The sequence below is a fragment of the Methanobrevibacter sp. genome, from assembly GCF_017468685.1.
Taxonomy (GTDB): domain Archaea; phylum Methanobacteriota; class Methanobacteria; order Methanobacteriales; family Methanobacteriaceae; genus Methanocatella.
In genome coordinates, this window is record NZ_JAFUHT010000090.1 from 1 (window position 1) to 26836 (window position 26836).

Below are 26836 nucleotides of genomic sequence, written 5' to 3' on the forward strand. Positions count from 1 at the left end.
AGTTTCTTCTATTTTGAGCAACCTGAGAAGTACCTGGATAAATTTGTGCCATAATTATGCATCTCCTAATGCTAATTTAACTTTTCTAATAATTTCATCTAATTTTTCTTGTGAGATTGTTTCACCACGGATAACTCCTGTTACAATATCATCAATAGTTCCTTTAGTTTTAACATTGCCCTCAGTTGGCATGACTTTAGAAGTTTTTACTCCAATTTTAGCAAAATCTTCACAATCAACTGGTGACTCGCATATAATAATGCAGTGTTTGTTAACATTCCTTAGAATTAATCTTGCTTTGTAAATAATATGATTTGCAACTCCGCCTAAGTGAATAACTAATAATTTAAAGTTTTTCATTTGTTCTACTTCTTTATCAGTTAGACCAAATAAAGTACCACCTGAAGCAGGAGCATCATGAGGAATACCTGCACCAGCATTTAAAACCATAGTACTTGTTAAAACATTAGCTTCACGTAAACCAAAAGTGATTTCACAAACTGGTTTGGTAATATGCCTACGTCCTGGAGACATAGCCACTGCACATACATCAGTACCACATTCAGCAAAAGTCCCTCTTTGAGCAAGACTTCCACCTTTACCCATACCACTTGCTTCTCGACAATCCACTACGTGAGTACAACGTCCTATCATATTAATCAAAGTCATCCTTTCTAATAATTTTCACATGGTCTTCAAAACTTGAATATTGATCTGTCATTCCAATTAATTCATCTGGTAAATCCATATCACCATATTTAATTCTATCAGAAACTGTTTGTTCTTTTCTAATATAATTGGTTTTACTTTGATTAATATCAAAGCCATATGGAATATGTTGTTTGCAAACTTTTTCAATTTCATCAATAGTGGATTCCATTGTTAATTCAACAAAAATCCTACCAGTTTTAACCTGTAATACTACATCCTCACCATTAACATTGATTACTCTACGTTCCCGGTATTGAGGCGGTAAAGTTTCTTCTGTTTTTGGAAATCTTGGACCATGAATAACAGTTCTTTTAACATCATCAATAGACTCTAAGTCGTTTAACAACTTTTCAGTTGTGTCACTTCCAAGAACTCTGTGAGGAAAAATCTCAATATCCATAATTAAAACCTTCTGAAAAATTAGATTTATTTAAATTAATTAGATGTCACCTTTAATTTCATCAGCTGCGATTGCAACAGCGTTAATAGGTTCTCTGAATTCATCAATTTGACTGTATACCTCTTTAATTAAACCGGAAGTAGCTTCTGGTGAAAAGAGTTGTGTTCCTGCATCTAAGGACATAGCAGCAGCTACACAAGGAATACAGAATCCTTTACTGTGTCTTGTTACAACGTGGTTACCGTTAAAGAGACCAGGACCTCCACCACCGTAGATGGAGTGACTGAAGAAGGAGAATCCTACAGCTACACCTTCTGCTCTACCATAGTCGATACTTGGTAAACCAGTAGCGAATTCAATGTTGTCGTTGAAGTATAATAAAGTAGATGGTACACCTTGAGCAGCACGAGCAGCACCGATGTTAACCATGGTTGCAGCTACAGCACCAGCAGCAGCATATGCGTTCCATTTAGCTGCGTCATCAGTGTTGTAGATAGAGAAGTCAGTTAATTCTTTTTGAGGAGCGATAACTCCATCAGCTTCTGCACGAGCAATAGTTGCTTGTACAATACTACCAACAGTTCCTTCAGTTGCGTTGTCTTTTACTAAATCCAATACTAAATTATCAGCGTTTAAACCTTGGTAAGCTAAACCTAATAAGTGTAATCTTTCATATGTACCAATTGCATCACCCATTTCAAACCTAGCAGTTTGTTCGAAGATGGATGCTAATGCAGTAGCTTGGAAAGTGTTTTTTAAAGTAGCAGCAGCGAAATCGTTTGCTTTTACACCTCTTAAAGCGTAACCTGCACCTTCGAGTTTTTGTGGAATGTCTAACATGGTTGCAATGTTAGATCCTTTGTAGTCTACAGATTGTGGGTATCTACCTAATACTGCAGCTTTTACGAAGTTTGCATCGTAAATATCTACATCACAAATGTCGATAACAGCTTGTACTAAAGCAGTTGCGGTAGCTAAAGGAGCTACAGAGTATTCAGCAGCAACATCAATTCTTTGAGTTGGTACTTGTACTAATAACCTTTTTCCTCCGGAAATAGGTTCAACTTTAGTGTCATCGCCTTCAGCAATTTGAATAGTTTCTTTAATTTTGTCTGCGATTGCTTCTGCATTATCTACAATAGCGAGATCTAATTCTCTACCTAAGATTCTAGATTTGTCTCCACCAACAGATGCTGTTTTAACAGATTTTTCGAGTCCTTCTAAGTTTACAGCTACAGTTCTTTTTACACCTTTTACGATGCTTTGAATTGCAGGGTTTCTTAATGGACTGATAGCTTCGATTGGTATGTCAGATGCAATTTCGTTGCCTCTATCATCGAATAAATCGATTTTATCATCAAACTTTGCCATTTTTTCCCTCCTAAATAAATAGAGTTTAACTAATATACCACTCTCAATGGTAAAATTTTTCACCAAATTGAGTTGAGCTACAAAGCAAGTTTTTGCAATAGCCAGCCATATGGTATACAAATTTTATTTTATAAAAGATATAATATAAAGATTACCTATGAAATATTTTAGAAAAGTTTATAAAGTATAATAAAAGATTTTTTATTTAAGAAAAATAATACCAAAAGTAATACTTTTTATTCTTATTTTAAATTGATATTTATTAAAATAATACATCAAGACATATTGAAAATTTTCAATTATAAAATAAATAACTAAATTTAATAAAAAAATCATTAAATTCAATTAAAATTAAAAATAAAGTAATTTAAAAAATTATTACTTTCAAGACTTATAGTAATAAATAATACTAAAAGTAATACATTACAGCAATGAAAAAAAATCAATGTATTATAAATAAAATAAAAATAAAAATTAACTAATATGCAACTTGTAGCGGATGTTGGAGGAATACCTGGAAAAGATTGTAATGGTTTTTGCAAATACTGTTACTTTAGAAAGGTGAAAGAAGTTAAAACTTTTGGCTGTGCACATTGTTTACCTAATAAAATTGGATGTGAAAGATGCAGTAAAGGAGTTGCCGAATCACAAGGAGATTTTAAATCTCCATTTGAAGTAATGAATGAAATTCAAACTGCTTTAATGATGAACATGTCCAGAGGTGAAATTAGTGCATACATCAGTGGAGGGGGAGACATAAGCTGTTATCCTCACTTAGAAACACTGACAGCTAATTTAAATCAGTTTTCAATTCCATCAGTATTAGGATATACATGTGGAAAAGGAATTACCGATTCAAATGTCGCTACAAGACTAATCAACAACGGAGTTAAGGAAGTATCATTTACTATTTTTGCATCAGACCCAAAACTTAGAAAAGCATGGGTAAAAGACCCAAACCCTGAAGAAGCCCTAAAAGCCTGTCAGATATTTAGTGAAAACATTGATCTGACTGGAGCGGCAGTGATAATTCCAGGAGTCAATGATGGGGACGTACTAAGACAAACATGTAATACTTTAGAGGAATGGGGTGCAAAAGGTATGCTTTTAATGAGATTTGCAAATACATTCAATGAAGGATTGATTCTGGGAAATGAACCTATAATTAAAGGAATCGAATCACAACCTGTTGAAGAATTTGGAGAACTTGTTAAACAAATTAATTCTGAATATAAATTTAGAGTAAGTGGAACACCATTGTGCGATCCTGAAACTGGCGGACCATTTGCAATTGCAAAAGATGAAAATGAAGTATTCCTACAATTCATTAAACCGATAACTGGCGAAGCAACATTAATTACTTCAAAAATAGCTGCCCCCTTTATTTCCAAAATATTTGACAAAATTGACAATGAAAATAAAGTAAATGTGGTTGCAGTTGAAAAAGAGATAGCATGCTTAATTACAAAAGAAGATTTGGAAAAACTGGATTTGAGTCAAATAAAAGATGCAGTAATACTGCCCGGCAGATCATTTGTACATCAGTTAGATGCTGAACGAATTTTAAGTGCTGATGGTATTGACAGATTGATAGGTCGTGGCCCTGACACATTAACAGTGGACGGTGAATTAAGTATAGATATGACAGATGAAAATGTCATAGAAAGAGAATTAGAGGAATTTAATGATTTAGTTGATGCCATTAACTTCTTCGGTATGAGAAGACTTTAAAAAAAATTAGTTTGAATCCTCAACAAGAGAACTCTCACTATTAATTTTAACCAAAATATAATCGTACATTTTAGATTTTTTAATATCGGCAATTTCAGATAATTTTTTACCGTCAATAACTACATTACCAATATCTTCTGCGTAAGTGTCATAATTTAACTTTACACGAACACCATCTAATTGTGAAGTTACAGGTGTTGGAGAAATCACATCTTTAATTTCCCTTATTTGATTTTCAATTGCATTTTTAACAACGATAGATGGGACTAATGGTGCATCGAGAGCCATTTCACGTTTTCTATTATTTAAAATCTCTTCAATAGTCTCAACTAATTTATCAAGTGCACGTATGTCCGGACCTCTTCTAAGTCTTCTAGGAATTCTACCAAGACCTCCAACATATGCATCAGCACCAGGAAGCTCTTCAACATCAATATCAGGAGCCCCAGTTACAATTACAGGAATATCAATATCATCATATAAGAATGACTTTTCTTTAATACAGTTTTCAAAACTGCCTAACGCAAATACAACAATATCATGCTCTTCAATTAAGTCTTTTTCTTCTTCAGTAATGCCTGAAGTTCCTTTACCATCCCCACGGGCAAGACCAATCATATTATCCTTTGCACCAAATTCACGCAAATATTCGGAAATGTCACATGCAGCATGAGGCAAGTGGTGTCTTGCAAGAGTTGGTGATACGATAGCAATTTCTGAACCTGCCATTGGAGCAACAGATAAATTTGCCAATAATTCAGATGATTTTTCTTCAATTTTATCAACATCTTCTAAAGGAACTGCCATATTTAAGACCAATTCCATTTGCTGAATACTTTCCTGAAGAATAAATCCTCCCAAATCTTCAATTAATTCCTTTATTTCTTCACTTTTGTGAACTCCACCAGTAAATGTTAATGTTTCATACATATTAACAACTCTCAAAAAATGCAATTATATAATATTATAATTTTTAATCCATATCTTATATTAAATTTTCTAAAATTGAATATCTTAATTCTGCTTTTTCAAATGGATTTTTAGAAATATCGTTGTGAGAGGGAATTTCAACAAGATTATCCTTTTCCATTACGTCATTTTTTAAATAATCCGGATAAATCACATAATCAAAATTATCAAAAGCAATATCAAATCCCACATCCGAAACAATGTCTTTTAAAAATTCAGAATATACCTTAACACTAGTGTCTCTTTTAAAATCAGATTTCAAGTATTTTTTACAAAGTTTATAATCTTCAAAAAATGGAAGTATTTCTTCATCACTCAATTCATTTCCGATTACTTTGGAAACTTCTTTAATACTTTCAAAAATTTGTTTGGAAGTATTAATCTTAATGGGGACAGATTCTATGTCCACTTTACTTTCCGAAAGAAGAATCGCCAAATCTCCATCATCTTTGGTTGGAAATTTATTAATTGAATACTCGCTAATCCCTGCTAATTTTACAATCTCCTCACACATTGGGGTTGTGACAATTTTCATAATAATATTATTATAATGACAATAATATAAATTAATTTATGAAAGTAACATTAAGCTTTGAAGAAAGTACAAGTAATGATGTGTCAATCATGGTTGATGCATTAAGAGCCAGCACAACAATAACATTAGCTTTGAATAATTTTAAAAGAGTTATACCTTGTTTTACCCCCGAAGAAGGATTTGATTTAAAAAATTCAATAGGTGGAATTCTTGCGGGAGAGCGAGGAGGCAAAATGATTGAGGGATTTGATATCGGAAATACTCCCTCTGGAATTAAAGAATTAAAAACCTCAAAAGACACCCTTATTTTAACAACAAGCAATGGGACAAGAATTCTTAAAAACATGAATTCAAAAGTTTTAATCGGATCAATGGTTAATGCAAAAGCCGTTGCACAAAAATGTATTCAGCTTGCAGACGAACATGTTGACGTTGTTATGGCAGGAGTTAAGGGAGAATTTGCAATTGAAGATTTTCTTGCATCAGGAGAAATATTATACTGGATAAATGAAAATTTAAATGAATGTGAACTAAGTGAATATGCAAAATCTGCAATTTTAGCAAGCAGAGATTATAAATCTTTAAAGGACGCATTCATTAATTCAAGGTCCGCAAAACGTTTGATTGGACTCGGTTATGAAGATGACGTAAATCAGTGCTGCTTAAAAAATATCAGTGACAATGTTGCTATATATAATAATAATGAATTAACTTTATATATTTAAATCCAATAAATATTAGATAATATAAATTACAAAGAAGTGTTTTTTTGAAAAGAGAATGTTTAAAAATAATAGGTACTGCTCATGTATCTCAAGACAGTGTTGATGAAGTTAAAGATGCAATTTATGAACACCAACCAGACATTGTAGCAATTGAGCTTGATAGAGGCAGATACACCAGATTAAAAGAAGAAATGATGGGTATCGAACATGATGACACTATATCTGTGACTAAAATCATTAAAGAAAATAAAGTTGCATTATTTTTCACAAGTACACTTTTAAGTTACTTCCAATCCAAAATCGGAGCGGATGTTGATGTTGCACCCGGTTCGGAAATGATAGGAGCAATTGAAGCAAGTGAAGATTTGGGAATACCAATTGCATTAATTGACAGAGATGTGAATGTAACCCTTCAAAGAGCTTTAAATAAAATGGGATTTATTGAAAAAGCAAAATTTTTATTTGGATTAATTGGTTCTGTATTCGGATTAGGGGATGAAGAAGACATTGATATTGAAGATTTGAAAAATCCGGAAAACATCGATGAACTGATGGAAATGTTTAAAGATGAAGCCCCTAGCGTGTATGAAGTTCTTGTTCATGAAAGGGATGCATACCTTGCAGGCAGCATAATGAGGATTCCTCAAGACCATGTTATAGCTGTTGTTGGAGCAGGACACAAACCAGGAATAGAAGAATACTTAGACAATCCTGAAAAATTACCAAATTTAAGAGAATTAGAAGTTATTGATGAGAAAAAAGGCATTCCATGGCTGAAAATATTTCTAGCTATGATTCCAATATTATTCGTTGTGATATTTTTTCTGGCTTATTTTAGTGGGATAAACATAGCTTGGAACATTTATGACTTTATAATAATAAGTATGATAATGGGATTCATCGGATCAATTCTTTCCGGTTCAAAATTAATTTCTGCAATCGTCGGAGGATTGGTTGCTCCATTAACAATAATTCATCCATTGCTTGCAGCAGGATGGTTTTCAGGCTTGTGTGAAGCTAAATTCAGAAAAGTCAGACAAAGAGACATAAAGAATTTAGCCAATATTGAAAGTTTCAGAGATTTATGGGAGAACAACATATTTAGAATACTTCTTGTAGTTATAGGAACTAACCTTGGAGTTAGTATAGCAACATTAGTAATCTTACCTTCCAAAGTATTCATACCATTGTTTATGAAAATTTTTGGATTATAAGTGAAAATTTTATATAATATATCAATGATATTATAATTACTATTAATTTTAAATGGAAAAAAATCATGTATCTTATATTTCGTTGTGACTGTGGAAGAGCATTATATGCTAAAGAAGGAGTGGCTACACGCAAATGTGTGTGTGGAAAAACATTAAAAGTTAAATCCAGACGTATTTTTCAAAAAGTAGCTACAAGAGAAGATGCGTCTCTTGCAGTCCAAGAAATGCAAAATAAAATATATAAAAACACTGGTTTTATGAGAGCTAGTGACTTATAAAAAGTTTTAATGGTTTGTTAAAAATGATTGGAACGACACTCGAAATAATTATTATATTAATTTTAATAATACTTACAGGATACTTATCAATGGCAGAACTTGCCGTAGTATCTGTTAGAAAAGCAAAAATGCAAAAATACATTGAAGAAGGAAACAAAAATGCACAAATAGTTTTTGATTTATTAGAAGATCCTAACGAATTTTTATCTACTGTCCAAATCGGTATTTCACTCATTGGTGTTTTAACTGGGGCATTTGGTGGAGTAACACTTGCTGAACCTTTAGCCAAAGTGATATCATTTATACCGTATAATGAACCAATAAGCGTGGCAGTGGTGGTCATCATTACAACTTACCTGACATTAGTTGTCGGGGAAATTGTACCAAAAGTTATTGCTTTAAATGACCCTGAGAAAGTTTCTCTAAAAGTTGCAAAAAGTATGGTCATCCTTTCTAAAGTATCAAAGCCAGTAAGCTTCATTCTTGCAAAATCAAGCAGTTTTCTTTTATGGTTAATGAGAATTGAAAACCACAATGATGACATCGTTACTGAAGAAGAAATCGAATTAATGATTAAAGAAGGAAGAGAAGACGGTACTATCGAACAAGAAGAAGAAGACATCATCAAAAGAGTTTTCAAACTTGATGATCAGAAAGTTGAATCAATTATGACTCCGCGTAATGAAATAATCTGGATTGATCTTGAAGACGACAGAGACATTAATAAAGTCAAGATTATTGAAAGTAAAAGGTCAATATTTCCAATTGCCAGTGGGGAATTAGATGACTTTATTGGAGTAGTTCAGGCAAAAGATATTCTCTCTGTAATGTTCAGTGATGATGAATTTGATGTGCATAAAATTGTTAAAGAACCCTTAGTTGTTTCAGAACATTTAGAGACATTAGAATTGCTAAAGGAATTTAAAGAAAACCAGGAATATGTTCATATGTCCCTTGTTGTTGATGAGTTTGGAAGTGTTGAAGGATTAATCACATTAAATGATTTACTGGAAGGTATTGTTGGAGACATTCCGGGAATTGATGAAGATGATGAACCTCAAGCAACACAAAGAGATGATGGAACTTGGTTAATTGATGGAAGATACCCTATTGATAGATTTAAAGAATTATTTGAATTTAATGACAAATTACCTGACGAAGAGGAAGACGGATACACAACTCTTGCAGGATTTATCTTAAGTTTAAGTGGTACAATTCCTGATGAAGAAGACAAATACGAATGCGGAAGATTTATCTTTGAAATCATCGATATTGACGGACACCAAATCGACAAGGTTCTTGTTACTGATTTAGGACCACAAGAAGAAATTACAACCGAGGAATGAATATGGATGCATCAATAGTTATACAAGTTGTTTTATTGCTTGTAGGATTTGTATTCTTAATTAAAGGATCTGATTTTTTCGTCGATGGGGCAAGCAGTATTGCTTCAATTTTAAAAGTGCCTACAATTATCGTGGGTTTAACAATCGTTGCATTTGGAACAAGTGCTCCTGAGGCTGCAGTATCCATTACTTCTTCATTAACTGGCAGCAATGCAATGGCAGTGAGTAATGTTATTGGAAGTAACCTATTTAACTTGTTAATGGTTATAGGTATTGCAGCGTTGCTTGGCGACTTGCTAATGGAAAAAAGTGTTTTGAATAAAGATTTACCGTTTCTTGTATTGATTTCAATTTTACTTTTTGTTTTCATATTCCTTGGAGGAGATATATCCAGTATTGAAGGAATAATTTTACTTGTAATACTAATCGGATATGTTGCTTATTTAATTAGAGGCGCTTTCAAATCAGGAGTTACAAATTATGTGGATAAACCAAAATTATCCCTTCCAAAAAGTATAATTTTCATCATTGTTGGTCTTGCTGGAATAATTCTTGGTGGAGATTTGGTTGTAAATAGTGCTTCAGATATAGCAATTGCACTTGGAATGAGTGAAACATTGGTAGGTTTAACAATTGTTGCAATTGGTACCTCTTTACCAGAACTTGTTACATCAATTACTGCTTTAAAGAAAGGAGAAAATCAATTAGTAATAGGTAATGTTATAGGTTCAAATATTTTCAATATCCTATTTGTTTTAGGTGCAAGCAGTGCAATAAGTGCAATACCAATCAGTCCAAATATGCTCATTGATACATTAATCATGGTAGCAGTTACAATATTATGTTTCATATTTGGAAAAACCCAAGACAAATATGATAAAAAAGAAGGAATCGTATTAATTGCATTATTCATTGCATATATGATTTTCGCAATTTTGAGAAATTAATTCTTTTAGCTCACAAGCCTTACAGATACTTGATGAGGTTGGTTCACCGCAAACTTCACACTCATTAAGGTTTGTGACAATATCATTTTCAAAATTTAAAATTTGTTTAAATGATTCCATCACATTTTGTTTTATACCAGGATACTGATCTTCGCTAACATTTAAAAACTCTTTAATTTTAGCTCTCAGTGATAAATGGGAGTACGGACATTCATCGAGATGAATATCAATATTGTTTAAAACCGCCCACATACCCACCTCTTTTTCAGGAGTATTCCATAAAGGTTTAATCCTTGGGACAAGCTTTGGATGAATAACATCAAGTTCAGGCCCGAATTTGGAAAACTTAATTGTATCTCCACGAGCAAAACTCATTAAAAAAGATTGAATTTCATCATCTAAATTATGACCAGTCGCAATTTTGCATGCTCCCACTTCATAAGCAGTTTTATTTAAAATATTGCGTCTAAACACTCCACATGGGATGCATGCACTCTTGAAATCAGAATAAATATCATCAAGTGCAAAACCTTCATCATCTTTAAATGATTTTTGAACTAATTCAACACCTAATGCCTTAGCATTATTAACTGCAGAATCAATACCATGTTGCCTATATCCTTTGATACCTTCATCAACACTAATAGCCACCAAATCAAAATCTAAAAACTGTTGATACTTTTTTAAAGCATGCAATGTTAAAACACTATCTTTTCCACCGGATAATGCAACAGCTATTAACTCACCTTCATTAATCAATTCATAATCTGAAATTAAATTATTGATTCTTGTAAAAATATGCTCATTAAATTCATCTTTGTCTAGTTTAACCATTACTAAAAGGATTTATAAAAAGTTAAATAAATAATTTTACCAGGTGAAAAAATATGATAACATGTGATTTTGCAATATTACCAGTGGGAACCGAGACAACAGAATGTAAAGACTATGTGACTGCAGCAGTGCAAGTAATAAAAGATTCAGGATTAAACTATCAATTAACAGGCATGGGAACTCAAATTGAGGCGGATAATCTAGAAGAATTATACTCTGCAATTGCTAAAGCCCAGGAAGCTGTTTTTGAAGTTGGCGTAGGTAGAGTATATACAGTCATAAAAGTTGATGATAGAAGAGATCTTGAAAACAGAACTTTGGATGCTAAAGTCGATACAGTTAATAAAATGTTAAAATAATCTAAAAAAAATAAAAAAGTTAGAATTTAATCTAACTCGGTTGAAGCTTTTCTGACAGCTTGAATAACCAAATCCAAATCTTCTTTTGTTAAGGAAGGATGAACCGGAAGTGAAATTACATTGTCCGCTGCAAGCTCTGCATTTGGACAATTTCCTTCAAATCCTAAGTATCTGTAGATTGGTTGATTATATAATGGAATTGGATAGTGGATTCCTGTTCCGACACCACAATCATTGATAATATCCACCCAATCATCACGGTCTCCTTTTTCAACACGGATTGTGTATTGGTGATATACATGTTTAGAACCATCAACACAATAAGGAGTGATTACTCCATCAACATCTTTCAAACCTTCATTTAAATATGCTGCATTCTCTATTCTCTTATTGTTGAATTCATCAATTTTTTCCAATTGTGCAAGACCTATTGCTGCTGAAATGTCAGTCATTCTAAAATTGTATCCTATTGCATCGTGGTGATATCTCACACTAGCTCCATGAGCCCTGAATATTTTTGCTTGTTCTGCCAAATCCTCATCATCAGTAGTGATGATTCCACCTTCGGAAGTAGTCATGTTTTTAGTAGGATAAAAACTGAAACATGCCATATCTCCCATACTTCCTACTTTTTGGCCTTTAAATGTTGCACCGTGCGCTTGTGCAGCATCTTCAATAACAATTAAACCATATTTCTCAGCAATTTCATTAATCCTGTTCATGTCAGCTGATTGACCATATAATTGAACCGGCAAAATAGCTTTTGTATTTTCTGTAATTAAACCTTCAATTGAATCAGGATTCATTGTATATGTTTTTAAATCAATATCCGCAAATACCGGTTTTGCTCCAGTGTAAACAATTGCATTACCACTTGCAATAAAAGTAAAGGGAGTTGTAATTACCTCATCTCCTTCTCCAATACCGCATGCAAGTAATGCAGTGTGTAATGCAGCAGTACCAGAATTAACAGCTATACCATATTTTGCTCCAACCCATTCAGCAAATTTTTGCTCAAACTCTTCAACTTTTGGCCCCTGAGCAATCATTCCTGATTTCAATACTTCAACTACATTTTCTATTTCTTTATCTCCAATTATTGGTTTTGCAATAGGAACATTAATATCTGACACAATAATCACCAATTTAAATATTATACAATAGTATATATTTAAATCTAATAATATTTAAAACATTACATAATCAAGAATTACGAGTGAAATTAATGGAAGAGTATAAAATTAAAAGTATTGAAGAAGGATTGACCAAAATTGAATTTCCAGAATTTGATAAAATCTCATCAGATGCACCAGTTTTTTATAATCCACATATGGAAATGAATAGAGACTTATCTATCCTTGCAATCCAAGTTTTTCAAAAGGAACAGCAAAGAGAATTGAATATATGTGATTTATTTGGAGGCAGCGGAATCAGAGGAGTTCGTTATAAAAATGAAATTGATGGTGTTGGTGATGTTTGCATAAATGACATCAGTGAAACTGCAAATCATTATGAAAGACACAACATCGAATTAAACAATTTAAAAGACGTTCATGTTTATCAGCATGATGCCAGCATGTTTTTGAGAATGAAGCGTGGCGAATTTGATGTAATTGATATTGATCCTTTTGGAACCCCTTCCCCATTTCTAGACTCAGCAGGATATTGTGCTCGAAGAGACTCACTTCTATGCGTTACAGCTACAGATACATCAGCATTGTGCGGAACTTATCCTGAACCATGCATACGCAAATATAATTCAAAGCCTTACAAAAGCGAATATTGTCATGAAACCGGAATTAGAATATTGGCAGGCTTTGTTGCACTTACTCTTTCAAAATATGCCAAGTTTATTGAAGTGAAAATGTCACATAGCACTGAACATTATATGAGATTATATCTAGAAATTAAAAAAGGTTCAAAAAGAACTGACGAATCACTAAAAAATATAGGTTACATCAGTCACTGCAAACACTGTTTGCATAGGCAAACCAGCCACGGATTAGCAAGCCCTATTGATGAAGTTTGTCCGGTTTGTGGTGAAAAGCTGGTTCATGCAGGTCCTTTATGGTTAGGAGACATTCAAGACGAGGAATTTATTCAGAAGATGATTAATGAAGCTGACAATAAAAAAATAAATAGTAAAAAAGATGCTTTAAAACTTCTAAATAAATGTTTAATTGAAGCAAATGCGCCTGTTACCTTTTATGACGTTCACAGTATTTGCAAATCATTAAAAGTAAGTGCACCAAAATTCGATTCAATATTAGATGAGCTTATTAATCAGGGACACATTGCATTAAAAACACATTATAATCCATTAGGCATAAAAAGTGATGCAACTATTGAAGATATAAAAAACATTTTGATAAAATTAAATAATATTTAAAAAATCTTAATAAAAACAAAAAAAATGTTACAATTTTAATATCTACTTAAAAAAGAGACAAATTTTAAAAAAATTGTGTAAAATAAAAATTACGACTAGTGAATTATACTAAAAAATAAATAAAAAAATAAAAAAATACACTAACTTTTATATATTATGAAAACATTACAATATACCATAAGGTTAATGTTAATTTAACCAAAACCATTTTTAATAAATTATAAAGGAGATATGAAATGGTAAAAACTAAAGACAATGTTGTAAAACTTGATGATACCGATATTAACATCCTAAAAATTATTAATGAAGATGTGAGAACTTCTTATAGACAAATATCACGTAGTTTAGATGTTTCTGTAGGAACCGTTCATAATCGTATCGACAAAATGGTAAAATCAGGAGTAATTAAAAAATTCTCCCCGGTTATTGACCATGAAAAATTGGGTTTTGTTTTAACAACAATTATCGGAGTTAGAGTCAAAGGTGGAAAACTCAAAAACTGGGAAGAAAAAACATTCTTTAATAAAAATGTTGTAGGAATATATGATGTTACTGGAGAATATGATGCCTTTTTAATTGCTAAATTCAGAAATACCAATGAATTAAATGCATTTATTAAAGAATTATTAAAAGATCCAATTATAGAAAGAACCTATACACAAACTGTTCTTGATGTTATTAAAGAAGACATGGGATCTTCAAATATTTTATAATTTGAACAACTATTGTTCAAATAATTTTTTTATTTCTTATTTTTTATTTAATTTTTATGTTTTTTACTATTGGAGGAAAAATATATTACAATGTTATAATGATTTTACAACATAAACTAAAAAATCATTTAACTATATAAATGAAAAAAACAATAAATAATAGTATTTAATTTAAAACGAGGTTATGAAATTGGCAGTATGCTTACCCGATACTCAAGACGATGCTCCCAGTGTACCTATAAAATTGACTAGAGTGGGCGTCACTGGAGTTAAAAAATTATTACAACTAGAAAGAAAAAATAAACGACCAATAATTTTACTACCTTCTTTTGATGCTTTTGTAGATTTACCAAGCAATCAAAAAGGAGTACACATGTCTAGAAACCCGGAAGCCATTAGTGAAGTCCTCGAAACTGTAGCTAAAGACTCTACCGTAGATGTTGAATCATTATGTGCAAAAATAGTTGACAAGATGATGACAAAACACGAATATGCAAAACGTGTTGAAATCTCAATGACAACTGATTTTATGTTCATGAAAGAATCCCCAGTTACCAAAAACAAAACTCAGGAAATGGCCCAACTAAAAGCAAAAGCAATCGGGCTTAGAGATGATGAAGGTAACATAGATATTAGAAAAAGTATTGGTGCCGAACTTATCGGAATGACAGTTTGTCCATGTGCACAGGAATCCGTTAGGGAATCTGATAAAACTAAATTATTAGAATTCTTAGATGAAGAAACTGCACAAAAAGTATTAGACACTGTTACTTTTGCTTCTCACAATCAAAGGGGAGTAGGAACATTATTAATTGAAGTTCCAGAAGACAAAATTGTTAAAGCTGAAGACCTAATTGACATTATTGAAACTTCTATGAGTTCTCCAGTGTGTGAATTGCTTAAAAGACCTGATGAAAACGCTACAGTAATGAATGCACACAGAAAACCTGTTTTTGTTGAAGACTGTGTCAGAAATATGATGGAAAAAATTGTTGAAAAATACTCTGATTTCCCTGATGACACATTAATTACTGCACGCCAAGAAAATCAAGAAAGTATTCACAGACACAATGCTTATGCAGAAAAAGTAACTACTCTTGGTGAGTTAAAAGAAGAATTAAATATCTAAGGATATGATTTAATGAAAAAAGCTTATGAAATTGCAGGAGAAGTAATGGGATTTTTTGAATCATTCAAAGGATCAAGACCTGCAATAGATAATGAAAGGATATTAATTGTTAGAGGCAGATCTAGAAAAGTAGTTCCTATAGCTGAACTTGAATCCAAACTTCAGGAAGTTGGCGAAATACTCAATGCAAAAGAACTGGATGCCACCTCTGAAAAAATTTCAGAAATTCTCGAAGTTGGAGACAAAAACATTAAACAAAGTGAAGTAACAACTAATGACCTAGATAACAAAGGATTCATAAGAATGAAAGAAGAACTGGAATCCATGGGACTTGTTGTTGCATATAAAGTTTTTGAACTTCCAAAATATGATTTGGTAATTGCAATATGGGAAGACAAAAACGAGATACCTCCACTTTATGTAGAAGTTACTGTTTCAGAACGTGATTAATATGACATCAAACTTGACTAAAGAAGATATTCTCAAAATATTAACTGCAACTGACAGCGAAATAATAAAATATATGTCTGAAACAGTTAAATATCGAGAGAATAATCTTATTACTTATTCTAAAAATATTTTCATACCATTGACTGAAATCTGCAGAAACAATTGCGGATATTGTAATTTCAAAAAGAACCCTGATGATCCTCAAGCAATAATTCTCAAAAGTAAAGACGAAATATTGGAAAGTTTAAAAGAAGCTGAACAATATGGTTGTAAAGAGGCAATGTTTGCTTTTGGAGAAGATGCAGATGAAGAGGAAATCGTAAAGCTCAAATTAGCTGAATATGGATATGAATCAATGATTGATTATGTTGTTGACATTTGTCAGATGACACTGGATAACACAACATTATTACCACATACCAATGGTGGAAATTATTCATATGATGATTTAAAAAGGCTAAAAGAAGTTAATGCATCAATGGGTTTGATGCTTGAAAATTCATCATCAAGATTAATGGAATTGCCTGCACACAATAAAAGCCCAGGTAAAAATCCTCAAGTCAGATTAGAAACCATTGAAAATGCAGGAAAACTAAAAATTCCTTATACCACAGGGATTTTAATTGGAATTGGTGAAAATAAAGAAGAAATTGCCGAATCATTACTCGCAATTAAGGATTTATATGATAAATACGGCCACATTCAAGAAGTGATTATTCAAAATTTCACTCCAATACAAGGTATTGAAATGGAAAATTGGCCCGAGCCTAGTTTTTTGGATATGATAAGAACCGTAATTGCGGGAACATTGGTATTTAAAGACACCGATGTGAGCATACAAGTTCCACCAAATTTAAACAATGACACTGCACAAATTTTCCTTTTATGCGGTGCCGATGATTGGGGAGGAGTTTCACCAGTGAGCCCTGATTTTGTAAATATTACTTCTCCATGGCCTGGAATTGATGAACTTCAAAAATTAACTGAAGATGCAGGATTTGAATTAATCGAAAGATTATGTGTTTATGAAAAATACATTAACAGCGAATGGTTAAACGATTTATTATTGGAAAAAATTTCTAATATATCCTAGCATCAACAACAACATGCTCTACACCAGGAGCATATTTTTTAATTTTATTTATTTTTAGCAACTCCACATCACGACCGTTAGCTTGCGAAATTATCCTTTCAATTGGTCTTGTATTGATTAATTTTTCAGGAACGGTTTCATGATAATGAATTATTCCACCTTCATTTAGACTATTTATAGCAACATTCAAATAATGGTGAGTTGTCTTGACATAACCCATTATTATGCGGTCTGCCTTAAATTTGGGAGTTTCGATTTTACAGTCTCCTAAAATTGGAGTTACATTATTTAATTTATTTAACCTGATATTTTCACATAAGAAATTATAAGAATTAGGATTGATTTCAATTGATATTATTTCACTGGCATTTGCATGAACACCAATAGGTATTGAAAAATAACCAATTCCAGCAAACATGTCAATTACAGTTTCACCATCATTAACCAATTTTGCAATCCTTAATCTTTCATTATTGTTTCCTTTAGACCACATTACTTTAGATAAATCCAATTTAAACAAACATCCATTTTCTTTGTTGACTGTTTCGGTTTCCTCACCAAAAAGAATCTTATAGACAGGTTCTCTTTTAGTTCCTTGAATATGGTCGATTTTCATTATGGTTTTAACATTATGTTTTATTGATAACTCTTCAAAATCATTTCCAAGATAACTGTTATCCAATATTAAGATATCTCCGATTTTTTTATATTTCATCCGCACACCTGAAAGAAAAGTTTATATATACAAATAGCTAATATTAATATTGTTAGTTTATACTAATTATTGATTCTGATTTTAAATAAAATTAATCTTTCAGATTAGTTTATATTTTGTTATATTAACCTATAAGTAGTTGAAATTAGATATTTTAAATACTTATACGAGGTGTATTTAAATGGATGATAAAATACTAGAAGGTACAACCACCGTCGGAATTACTTGTAAAGATGGAGTTGTATTTGCAAGCGAAAGAAGAGCTAGTATGGGAAACCTTGTAGCTCATAAAGTAGCAGAAAAAATATTTAAAATTGATGATCATATTGTAACAACCATTGCTGGTTCTGTTGGAGATGCTCAAAGTTTAATGAAAGTTATTGAAGCAGAAGTATCATTATACCAAATGAGAAACAATGACACAATCAGTGTTAAAGCAGCTGCATCATTAACTGCAAACATCTTACGTTCCGGACCAATGTATGTTCAAACATTACTTGGAGGAATGGACGGAGATAAACCATCTCTCTACTCACTCGACCCAGCAGGTGGTATGATTGAAGATACTTACATCTCAACTGGATCAGGTTCCATCGTAGCTTACGGTGTTCTTGAAGACAGATTTAGAGATGATTTAACAACTGACGAAGGAATTGAAATAGCTATAAGAGCTATTAGAGCTGCTGCTGAACGTGACACATACTCCGGTAACGGATATTTAGTCGCTAAAGTAGACAAAAACGGCTTTGAAATGTTAGATAATGAAAAAATTAATGAGATTCTTGAAAAAATATAAGTAAGCTAATTTTTCATAACTAACTATTTTTTTATATAATAGTGTAGATAGTTTATGAAATTTTACTGATTATAGCTTAATGCGCTTTTCATAAACTATATTCCTACACAAACTTTTTTTGAAGGGATTATATGACTTCAGATATTTTAGAAGATATTAAAAAAGAGATTTTAGGTAAGCTACCTGATGAAATCCAGGTTTCCAAAGTAGAATTTGAAGGACCTGAAGTAGTGGTTTATACTAAAAATCCGGAAATTATTACTGAAAATGGCGATCTTATAAGATCACTTGCAAAAGAACTTAGAAAAAGAATTATTATTAGATCTGACAAAAGTGCTTTACTTGAACCAGAAGCAACAATCAATAAAATTCACGAAATTGTTCCAGATGGAGCTGAAATTACTGATATTTACTTTGATACAGTAACCGGGGAAGTAGTAATTACCGCTAAAAAACCGGGACTTGTTATTGGAAAATACGGAGTAACCTCAAGGAATATTGTTAAAAACACCGGATGGGCACCTAAAATATTAAGAACCCCTCCAATTAGCTCAGACATCATTGGAAAAATTAGAACTATCCAGAAAAATAGTAGTAAAGATAGGAAAAAATTATTACAACGTCTTGGACGCCAAATTCACCAAGGAAGCAAATACCCTAATGACTGGGCAAGAGTAACTTCCATGGGCGGATTTAAAGAAGTAGGACGTTCATCAATGTTATTACAAACACCAAACAGTCGTGTGTTATTGGATTGTGGTGTTAATGTCGCTGCATCAGACAATAAAAATGCATTCCCTTATTTGAATGCTCCAGAATTTTCAATTGAAGAATTGGATGCAGTTATTATATCTCACGCTCATTTAGATCATTGTGGATTTGTGCCTTACCTTTTCCATTATGGATACGATGGACCGGTTTACTGTACAACTCCAACAAGAGATTTAACTACACTCTTACAATTTGATCACTTAGATATTGCTCACAGGGAAGGCAATCCCCTCCCATTTACATCAAAACATGTAAAACAGGCAATTAAAAATACAATAACTTTAGATTATGGTGAAGTAACCGATATTTCACCGGACATCAGATTGACATTACATAATGCAGGACACATTTTAGGTTCAGCAATCTCCCATATGCACATTGGAGACGGAGCTCACAATTTAGTGTATACCGGAGACTTCAAATATGAACCATCAAGGTTACTTGAACCTGCAACCATTCGTTTCCCACGTGCTGAAACCGTCATTATGGAAAGTACTTACGGTGGAAGGGAAGACGTACAGCCTTCCAGAAACAACGCTGAAAAAGAAATGATGAAAACCATCTACAAAACTCTCAAACGTGGAGGAAAAGTACTTGTACCAGTATTTGCTGTGGGAAGAGCACAAGAACTTATGGTCGTGCTTGAAGAGTACATGAGACATGGAATGATTGAAGAAGTGCCAATCTATATTGACGGTATGATTTGGGAAGCTACAGCAATCCATACTGCAAGACCTGAATACTTGAGCAAAGACTTAAGAGACCAAATCTTCCACATGGGAAGAAACCCATTTGTCTCAGAAATGTTTGAAAAAGTTCAAAATCATGACCAAAGAAAAGAGATTGTCGAATCAAAACAACCTGCAATCATCCTGTCAACTTCAGGTATGCTGACTGGTGGAAACTCAGTTGAATACTTCAAATGGTTATGTGAAGATGAAAGAAACACAATTATATTCGTAGGTTACCAATCTGAAGGATCAATGGGTAGAAGAGTTCAAAAAGGCTGGAAAGAAATACCTCTTGAAGATGATGATGGAAGAACCAGACAATTCTGTGTCAAAATGCAAGTTAAAACAATTAATGGATTCAGTGGTCACTCCAACAGAAGACAATTGATGGAATATGTTAAAAGACTTAATCCAAGACCTGAAAAGGTCATTACCTGTCACGGAGACCCATATAAAGCAGTTGATTTAGCTTCATCCATACATAGAAGTTATAAGATTGAAACTAAAACTCCGATTAATTTGGATTGTGTAAGAATACATTAATATATTATATAAAACAAAAATAATTATTGATAAATGTTGTAAAATTATTACAACATTAATTTTATTTTAAAATAGGTGTAATCATGGTTACTTATTCAGAATCTGGTGTTGATATTGATTTAGAAGCAGTTACTGTATCTGCATTAGCTGATAAACTTAAATCAACATTAAAATGTAGAGATATTATCACTGACAGTGGTCATTATGCAGCTTTAGTACGATTAGGAGATAAGGCAATAGCAATGAGTACTGATGGTGTTGGAAGTAAGATTTTAATTGCTGAAATGATGAACAAATATGATACCGTAGGTATTGACTGCATTGCAATGGTTGTAAACGATATTTTATGTGTCGGCGCAGAACCAATAGCATTAGTTGATTACTTGGCTGTTGAAAAACCTGACCCTAAAAGAGCAGCTGAAATTGCTGAAGGTTTAGTTAAAGGGGCAAATGAATCAAAAATTGCAATCATCGGTGGAGAAACCGCATCATTGCCTGGAATTATCAAAGACTTTGACCTTGCAGGTACAGGTATTGGATTTGTTGACATTGATAAAATAATCACTGGTGAAAACATCCAACCAGGAAATGTATTAATCGGTATCAACAGTAATGGAATTCATTCTAATGGTTACAGTTTAGCCAGAAAAGCAATATTTGAAGATGCAGGATTGACCGTAGATGACAAGATGCCTAATGGTGAAACCACAATCGGTGAAGAGTTAATCCGTCCAACTGAATTGTATGTTAAACCTATTGTTAGCCTATTTGAAAAAGAATATAATATTAATGGACTTGCCCATATTACCGGAGGAGGATTCACCAACCTTAGAAGATTGAAAAAAGGTGTTGGATACGACATTAATGACCTTCCAGAAGTTCCTGAAATATTTAAACTTATTTATGAACAAAACGTTGACATCAAGGAAATGTATAAAGTTTTCAACATGGGTGTCGGTTTTGTTGTAATCTGTGAAGAAACAGAAGCTGATAAAATAATGAATACAATTAAAGAATATTGTGATTGTCAGATAATCGGTAAAGTGACAGATGATGAAAAAATAACCGTCAAAGCATTTGATGACACAATAATTGAATACTAATGAGGTGTGTAAATGAAGATAATGAAAGATAATGAAATGGCTCTTGTAAAAGAAATACTTGCTAAGCTTGGAGCTAGCGAAGAAGATCAACAATTAGTTGCAGAAGCTACAATAGATGCTGATTTAAAAGGATTTACATCACATGGTCTTGGAAGATTTCCACAATACCTGATTAGTATTAAAGCAGGAACAATAAACTTAGAAAAAAATATCACTATTGAAAAGGAAACTCCTGCAATTGCATTAATCAATGGTAACAGCGGATTCGGACAGGCAGTATCATACAAAGCTATGCAAATAGCAATTAAAAAAGCAAAAGAAGTAGGTATTGCATGTGTAGGAGTTCACAATACAAACCACTTTGGAGTCACAGGATTTTACTCAGATTTGGCATTAAGAGAAAACTGTATCGGACTTGTCATAGCAAACACTGATCCGGCTATTGCACCTTTAGGTGGAAAAGAAGCATTGATTGGAACTAATCCTGTTGCATTAGGTATTCCTTCAGATTCATATATTACCGTAGACATGGCAACTTCAGTGACTGCACGTGGAAAAATCATTGAGTCTAAAAGAAAAGGATTGGATTTACCAGACGGATGGGCATTAGATAAAGATGGAAATCCAACCAACGATCCAGAAGCAGCACTTGAAGGTTCTATATTACCATTTGGTGGATTCAAAGGATATGCACTTGCATTATTAATTGAAATTCTAACTGGACCATTAGTACAGGCAGGTTACGGTCATGGAGTTACCGGTACCGCATCTCCTGAAAAAGATTGTACAAAAGGAGATTTGTATATTGCAATTGATCCTTCTAAATTTGGAGACTTTGATGAATTCAAAGCAAACACTGAAGATTTCATCTCCCAAGTCAGAGCAACCGGTGAAACAGTTGCAATTCCAGGTGATTTAGAAGTCAAAAGAATTGCTGATGCGGAAGCTAATGGTGTAGCAATTGATAAAAAATTATATGAACAATTAAAAGAAATCTGTGACGATTTAGATATCGACATAGATTCCTATGTTGAAGAATGATGAGTTATTTTCATAACTCATACAAACCTTTTTTTAATCTAATTTTACTAATTTTACATTAAATTTTAATTTTAAGAAAACCTAAACTTAGCAGATTGTTCCATTAAAAGAATTAAACAACTTTTTTTTAGTTTCTAAGATTAGTTCTTTTTTAAAAAAAACGAGCTAAATACAATATTGAGTTAAAAAAATAGATTATTTTATATAATATTAAAATTATAACTATACTTGTTATAAATATTTAAAAAAATATTTGTACGTAAAAAAAAGATTTTCTTAAAAAGGAGGACAATAATTTATGAAATTTAACAAATCTTGTATACTGTTAATAGCAATAGCAATATTTCTATTAATAAGCATCGGATCTGTCTGTGCTAGTGATAATCTCACTGACAACAGTGATTCTCCATTAGCAGATGATGGAACAGACGTTGTCCTCAGTAATGATAGTGATACTGGTGAAAACGTACCCGATGATACAGATACAGAAAAAATAAATACAACTGTTGAAACTGATAAAAGTTCTTATGAATATAAAGAAGATTCAAATAAAACATTTACAGTTGAAGTAAAAGACAACAAATCAAAAAATAATATTAATGTAGATAAAAATAATTTTATTATTTATAATGGAGATAAAAATATTTCCTTTGACTATAATAATTCAATGATTACAATAACAGAAAAATTATCTACAGGAAAATATAATTTTACAATTAATTATTTAGGTAATGGAACTTATTACAATTCATCCAAGATAATTGCTGTAAAAATATATGGAAACAACACTATCGAAACCGAAACTAGTGTTGTTTGTGATGGGAAAAACATTGAAATTCCAGTGAAAATATCCGATCAAGTGGATGAAATAGTGGATAGAGCTCAAGAACACTATAACTTAACATTAGTCTATACCAATGAAACTGGAAGCGTATGTAATTTAACCATTACAGAATTTACCATTGATGAAAATGGTACCATAAGATTCAATACTGCTGAAAATAACCTTAATAATAAATTAATCAATGCAAGTTTGATTATAAAATATATCAATGCAACTGATAACAAAACTGTTGCTATTAAAGTTAGTACCAAAATTGAAGCAGAAACTGTCAAAGAAGACAACAAATTTAAATCAGAAGAGATTAAAGACATCAGTATCACAATAAAAGATGGTCAAGAAAATCAATTAAATATTAATAAAGCTGATTTAAAAATCTTTGATAATGGAAAAGAAATGAAAAGTACTGACTTTGAATTTGAAAATTCAAATCTTACTCTTAAATTAGATATTGGAGTGCATAATTTAACAATAATATATAATGGTAATGTTACATATGCATCCAATGAAACTAATATAGTATTAAAAGTATGGGGAAATCAAACTATTGACCCTCAAAAATCTGCAGATATTGATTCAAATGGTAATGTTAACATTACTTTAAACCTCAGTGATGGTGCAGATCCGGTTGATGTTAATTTAAATAACGTAACCGCAACATTATTCTGGAAAATCAATAATCAAACTTATAATGAAACAATTGAAGGAATTACTCTTGCAGATGACAAACAAACAATAATATTTAAAGTAAACAAACCTTTTGAAAGTGCATATGTGGACATCAAATATAATGCAGAAAACAATTTAACTGGAAAAACTACCATTAAAGTTGATACTAACATTACTGCACCAGATAACAAAAAAACTGGTGTAGGAGAAGTAATTAACTTCACTGTTGAAGTAAAATCAGTTAACGGAACTGCCATCAATGTTACTTCAGATAACATTAAAATCTTAAACAATGGTAAAGAAGTTAAATTTACCTGCAACAACTCAGTTATCACAATAACTGATAAATTTACATACGGTATTTACGATTTAACTATTAATTACCTTGGAACTGATACTTATGCAAATTCCACAAAAATTATGGCATTGACCGTTTATGGAATTAATGCAACAACTTCCACTAATATTAACTCCACTAAGAAAGGAGAAGTAAAAGTTGATGTAATTAATGGTAATACTACCATTAATATTAATAAAGATGATTTAAAACTTAATGTTACCTACAAAAATGGCAATGACACAATTGTTATTAAAATTAATGAAGATTATAAACTTGAAAATGGAACATTATATTTCACTTTAGAAAATGGTAACTTTACTACAGCTACATTAACTATCGAATATGGAAATACTACCTTTAATGTAACCTTAAATAGAATTTACAATGCTAAAATTGAAGCAATTTGTCTTGAAAATGAATATTTAACTGGTAATTTTACCTTTAAATTAATAGATATAGATACAAACGAACCAATTGCAAATAAAACTGTAAGTTTTGAAACTGACAACTACTTCACTGATGTTGTAGGAAGTATCACTTCATCCAATCCTGCAAAAGGATCAGCTATAAGTGATTCCGACGGAATTTTAAAATTTGCTAATTCAAAAATATTTGCATTGAATTATGGACTGGATGGAACTGTTATTAACCTTAAATACCATTATATGGATGCAGGTAAATACAATGTAACATTAAAACCTGGAGATAATCTTAAATTTGATGCATTTAAAACTAATATTACAATTAACAAAGCAAATTTAATAATTACACCAACAAAATTTAGTGAATATTACGGCACTGATAAAAAATACAGCATTAAAGTAACAAGTGCAGCAACAGGCGAAGTCTTACCTAATATACTTCTTAAATTAGTATTACCTCAGCTTTCCACTACTACATATTATTTAAATACTAATTCAGAAGGTATTGCTGAAATTGGTGGTTTATCTAATTTAATGAGTGGAGAATATAAAGTTGTAATAAGTAACAATGATACTAAAAATATCAATAATATTAGTAAAGAGGACACAATTACAATTAATAAAATACCAGTTGTAATCAATGGTAAAGATGTTACTGTATTATATAATACTGGAACAACATACACAATCAAAGTTACTGATAAACAAACTGGAAAAGCAGTCGCTAATGTTTATGTTTTAGTTCAAATTGACAAGGATTCTAAAAAGACTTATATATTCCAAACCAATAGTAAAGGTCAAATTTCATTCAGTGCATCCTTAGCTGTTGGAAAACATAAAATTAGTGTAAGTAGCGCTGACAATAGATATGATGCAAGTGCAATTACTAAAACTATTACAGTCAAAAAAGCTAGTGCAAAAATCACTGCTAAAAAAGTAACCGCATACTATAAAGGTGGCAAATACTTAACTGTAAAATTAACTAACACTAAAAATAAAAAAGCAATCTATGATGCTAAAATTAACATCAAAATTTATATTTCCAAAAACAGATACTACAACTACAACGGTAACACCGGTATGAACGGTCAGTTAAAATTATTACTTGACTCCTTAAAACCTGGTACCTACAAAGTAGTAGTCTCTGGTGCAGATTCTAAAAACTTTAAAGCTTCAAAAATTACAACCAAAATTGTAATCAAAAAAGCTCCAGCTAAATTTATTGCTAAAAAAGTAACTGCTAAAAAAGGTAAAAGCAAATACTTTAAAGTAACACTTAAAAATAAAAAGACTAAAAAAGTAATTACCGGAATTAAAATTAAAGTAAAAGTTTTCACTGGTAAAAAAGCAAAAACTTACACTTTAAAAACTAATTCAAAAGGAATTGCTAAACTAAATGTCAAAAAATTAAAAGTTGGAAAACATAAAGTTGTAATATCATCTGCAAACAAGTATGTTGTTGCTAAACAGAAAAAATCAACTATTAAAATCAAAAAATAAGAGAAAACTATTTCTCTTAACTTTTTTCTTTTTTATAGTTAGTTACCAAACTTTTATTATAGATGAATGACAAATAATAAATTATGTCAGGAAAATCAACTATTGAAGTTTTAAATAAAGTTACGAAAACAACACTGGATGAAGAAATTGCAAAGTATGTGGCTTACCAC

The 26836-nt window shown here is 31.7% G+C and carries 25 protein-coding genes; 17 read left to right on the forward strand and 8 right to left on the reverse strand.

Annotated features, from left to right (window positions below):
- Positions 1-54: 54 nt before the first annotated feature.
- Genes mcrC through mcrB form a run of 3 tightly spaced genes read right to left on the reverse strand, consistent with a single transcriptional unit; the run spans position 55 to position 2482 of the window.
- Positions 55-654: a methyl-coenzyme M reductase I operon protein C gene (mcrC, locus tag IJ258_RS11475; RefSeq protein WP_292807051.1), complete on the reverse strand. Its 600-nt coding sequence runs from the start codon at positions 652-654 to the stop codon at positions 55-57.
- A 1-nt stretch (position 655) separates the two neighbouring features.
- Positions 656-1111 carry a methyl-coenzyme M reductase operon protein D gene (mcrD, locus tag IJ258_RS11480; RefSeq protein ID WP_292807015.1) on the reverse strand — a complete coding sequence of 152 codons (456 nt, stop codon included), beginning with the start codon at positions 1109-1111 and terminating at the stop codon, positions 656-658.
- A gap of 39 nt (positions 1112-1150) precedes the next feature.
- Entirely contained in the window at positions 1151-2482 is a 1332-nt protein-coding gene (gene mcrB / locus IJ258_RS11485) for a coenzyme-B sulfoethylthiotransferase subunit beta (protein ID WP_292807017.1), read from the reverse strand.
- A gap of 483 nt (positions 2483-2965) precedes the next feature.
- On the opposite strand from mcrB, the gene mmp10 reads away from it, so the two are divergent.
- Positions 2966-4213, forward strand: coding sequence for a methyl coenzyme M reductase-arginine methyltransferase Mmp10 (mmp10, locus tag IJ258_RS11490; protein WP_292807019.1), 1248 nt, complete (start codon positions 2966-2968; stop codon positions 4211-4213).
- Between the two features lie 6 nt (positions 4214-4219).
- On the opposite strand, the gene IJ258_RS11495 is transcribed toward mmp10, so the two are convergent.
- Both IJ258_RS11495 and IJ258_RS11500 read right to left on the reverse strand, forming a co-directional pair.
- Positions 4220-5143 (reverse strand): methanogenesis marker 7 protein, encoded by a 924-nt coding sequence (locus IJ258_RS11495; protein ID WP_292807020.1) that lies wholly within the window; start codon positions 5141-5143, stop codon positions 4220-4222.
- Positions 5144-5198: 55 nt separating this feature from the next.
- Entirely contained in the window at positions 5199-5717 is a 519-nt protein-coding gene (locus IJ258_RS11500) for a hypothetical protein (protein WP_292807021.1), read from the reverse strand.
- A 38-nt stretch (positions 5718-5755) separates the two neighbouring features.
- On the opposite strand from IJ258_RS11500, the gene comB reads away from it, so the two are divergent.
- From comB to IJ258_RS11525, 5 genes are all read left to right on the forward strand, one after another.
- Positions 5756-6442, forward strand: a complete 687-nt coding sequence (gene comB, locus IJ258_RS11505) for a 2-phosphosulfolactate phosphatase (protein WP_292807022.1) — start codon at positions 5756-5758, stop codon at positions 6440-6442.
- A gap of 44 nt (positions 6443-6486) precedes the next feature.
- Positions 6487-7656: a TraB/GumN family protein gene (locus IJ258_RS11510; protein ID WP_292807023.1), complete on the forward strand. Its 1170-nt coding sequence runs from the start codon at positions 6487-6489 to the stop codon at positions 7654-7656.
- A 65-nt stretch (positions 7657-7721) separates the two neighbouring features.
- Complete coding sequence (locus tag IJ258_RS11515; RefSeq protein WP_292807024.1) at positions 7722-7934, forward strand: DUF1922 domain-containing protein; 213 nt, start codon at positions 7722-7724, stop codon at positions 7932-7934.
- A gap of 23 nt (positions 7935-7957) precedes the next feature.
- Complete coding sequence (locus IJ258_RS11520; protein ID WP_292807025.1) at positions 7958-9280, forward strand: hemolysin family protein; 1323 nt, start codon at positions 7958-7960, stop codon at positions 9278-9280.
- A gap of 2 nt (positions 9281-9282) precedes the next feature.
- Entirely contained in the window at positions 9283-10227 is a 945-nt protein-coding gene (locus tag IJ258_RS11525; protein WP_292807026.1) for a calcium/sodium antiporter, read from the forward strand.
- Here the strand turns inward: IJ258_RS11525 and IJ258_RS11530 are convergent.
- Positions 10186-11061 carry a TIGR00269 family protein gene (locus IJ258_RS11530; protein ID WP_292807027.1) on the reverse strand — a complete coding sequence of 292 codons (876 nt, stop codon included), beginning with the start codon at positions 11059-11061 and terminating at the stop codon, positions 10186-10188. The genes IJ258_RS11525 and IJ258_RS11530 overlap by 42 nt on opposite strands.
- Before the next feature lie 53 nt (positions 11062-11114).
- Between IJ258_RS11530 and IJ258_RS11535 the strand changes: the two genes are divergently transcribed.
- A complete protein-coding gene (locus IJ258_RS11535; RefSeq protein WP_292807028.1) occupies positions 11115-11420 on the forward strand; it encodes an MTH1187 family thiamine-binding protein in 306 nt (101 codons plus the stop codon).
- Between the two features lie 26 nt (positions 11421-11446).
- Here the strand turns inward: IJ258_RS11535 and IJ258_RS11540 are convergent, their stop codons facing one another.
- Positions 11447-12553, reverse strand: coding sequence for a DegT/DnrJ/EryC1/StrS aminotransferase family protein (locus IJ258_RS11540; RefSeq protein ID WP_292807029.1), 1107 nt, complete (start codon positions 12551-12553; stop codon positions 11447-11449).
- Between the two features lie 92 nt (positions 12554-12645).
- Between IJ258_RS11540 and IJ258_RS11545 the strand changes: the two genes are divergently transcribed.
- The 5 genes from IJ258_RS11545 (at position 12646) to cofG (ending at position 17194) form a co-directional block, all read left to right on the forward strand.
- Positions 12646-13809 carry a tRNA (guanine(10)-N(2))-dimethyltransferase gene (locus IJ258_RS11545; protein WP_292807031.1) on the forward strand — a complete coding sequence of 388 codons (1164 nt, stop codon included), beginning with the start codon at positions 12646-12648 and terminating at the stop codon, positions 13807-13809.
- A gap of 236 nt (positions 13810-14045) precedes the next feature.
- A complete protein-coding gene (locus tag IJ258_RS11550; RefSeq protein ID WP_292807033.1) occupies positions 14046-14522 on the forward strand; it encodes an Lrp/AsnC family transcriptional regulator in 477 nt (158 codons plus the stop codon).
- 190 nt (positions 14523-14712) lie between these two features.
- Positions 14713-15651 (forward strand): GTP cyclohydrolase MptA, encoded by a 939-nt coding sequence (gene mptA / locus IJ258_RS11555; protein ID WP_292807053.1) that lies wholly within the window; start codon positions 14713-14715, stop codon positions 15649-15651.
- A 12-nt stretch (positions 15652-15663) separates the two neighbouring features.
- Positions 15664-16101: a DUF2120 family protein gene (locus tag IJ258_RS11560; RefSeq protein ID WP_292807035.1), complete on the forward strand. Its 438-nt coding sequence runs from the start codon at positions 15664-15666 to the stop codon at positions 16099-16101.
- Position 16102: 1 nt separating this feature from the next.
- Positions 16103-17194, forward strand: coding sequence for a 7,8-didemethyl-8-hydroxy-5-deazariboflavin synthase subunit CofG (cofG, locus tag IJ258_RS11565; protein ID WP_292807037.1), 1092 nt, complete (start codon positions 16103-16105; stop codon positions 17192-17194).
- Here cofG and IJ258_RS11570 read toward each other — a convergent pair.
- On the reverse strand, positions 17181-17909 hold the full coding sequence (locus IJ258_RS11570) for a class I SAM-dependent methyltransferase family protein (protein ID WP_292807039.1): 729 nt from the start codon (positions 17907-17909) through the stop codon (positions 17181-17183). The two genes, cofG and IJ258_RS11570, sit on opposite strands and share 14 nt — an antisense overlap.
- Positions 17910-18090: 181 nt before the next feature.
- Here IJ258_RS11570 and psmB point away from each other — a divergent pair, with 181 nt between their 5' ends.
- From psmB to IJ258_RS11595, 5 genes are all read left to right on the forward strand, one after another.
- A complete protein-coding gene (gene psmB, locus IJ258_RS11575) occupies positions 18091-18705 on the forward strand; it encodes an archaeal proteasome endopeptidase complex subunit beta (RefSeq protein ID WP_292807041.1) in 615 nt (204 codons plus the stop codon).
- 131 nt (positions 18706-18836) lie between these two features.
- Positions 18837-20750 carry a beta-CASP ribonuclease aCPSF1 gene (locus tag IJ258_RS11580; RefSeq protein WP_292807043.1) on the forward strand — a complete coding sequence of 638 codons (1914 nt, stop codon included), beginning with the start codon at positions 18837-18839 and terminating at the stop codon, positions 20748-20750.
- An 83-nt stretch (positions 20751-20833) separates the two neighbouring features.
- Positions 20834-21853, forward strand: a complete 1020-nt coding sequence (gene purM, locus IJ258_RS11585) for a phosphoribosylformylglycinamidine cyclo-ligase (protein ID WP_292807045.1) — start codon at positions 20834-20836, stop codon at positions 21851-21853.
- 12 nt (positions 21854-21865) lie between these two features.
- Positions 21866-22894, forward strand: a complete 1029-nt coding sequence (gene comC / locus IJ258_RS11590) for an L-sulfolactate dehydrogenase (protein ID WP_292807047.1) — start codon at positions 21866-21868, stop codon at positions 22892-22894.
- A gap of 298 nt (positions 22895-23192) precedes the next feature.
- The gene (locus IJ258_RS11595; RefSeq protein WP_292807049.1) at positions 23193-26666 is read left to right on the forward strand and encodes a hypothetical protein; all 3474 of its coding nucleotides are present in this window, start codon (positions 23193-23195) and stop codon (positions 26664-26666) included.
- Positions 26667-26836 lie beyond the last annotated feature (170 nt).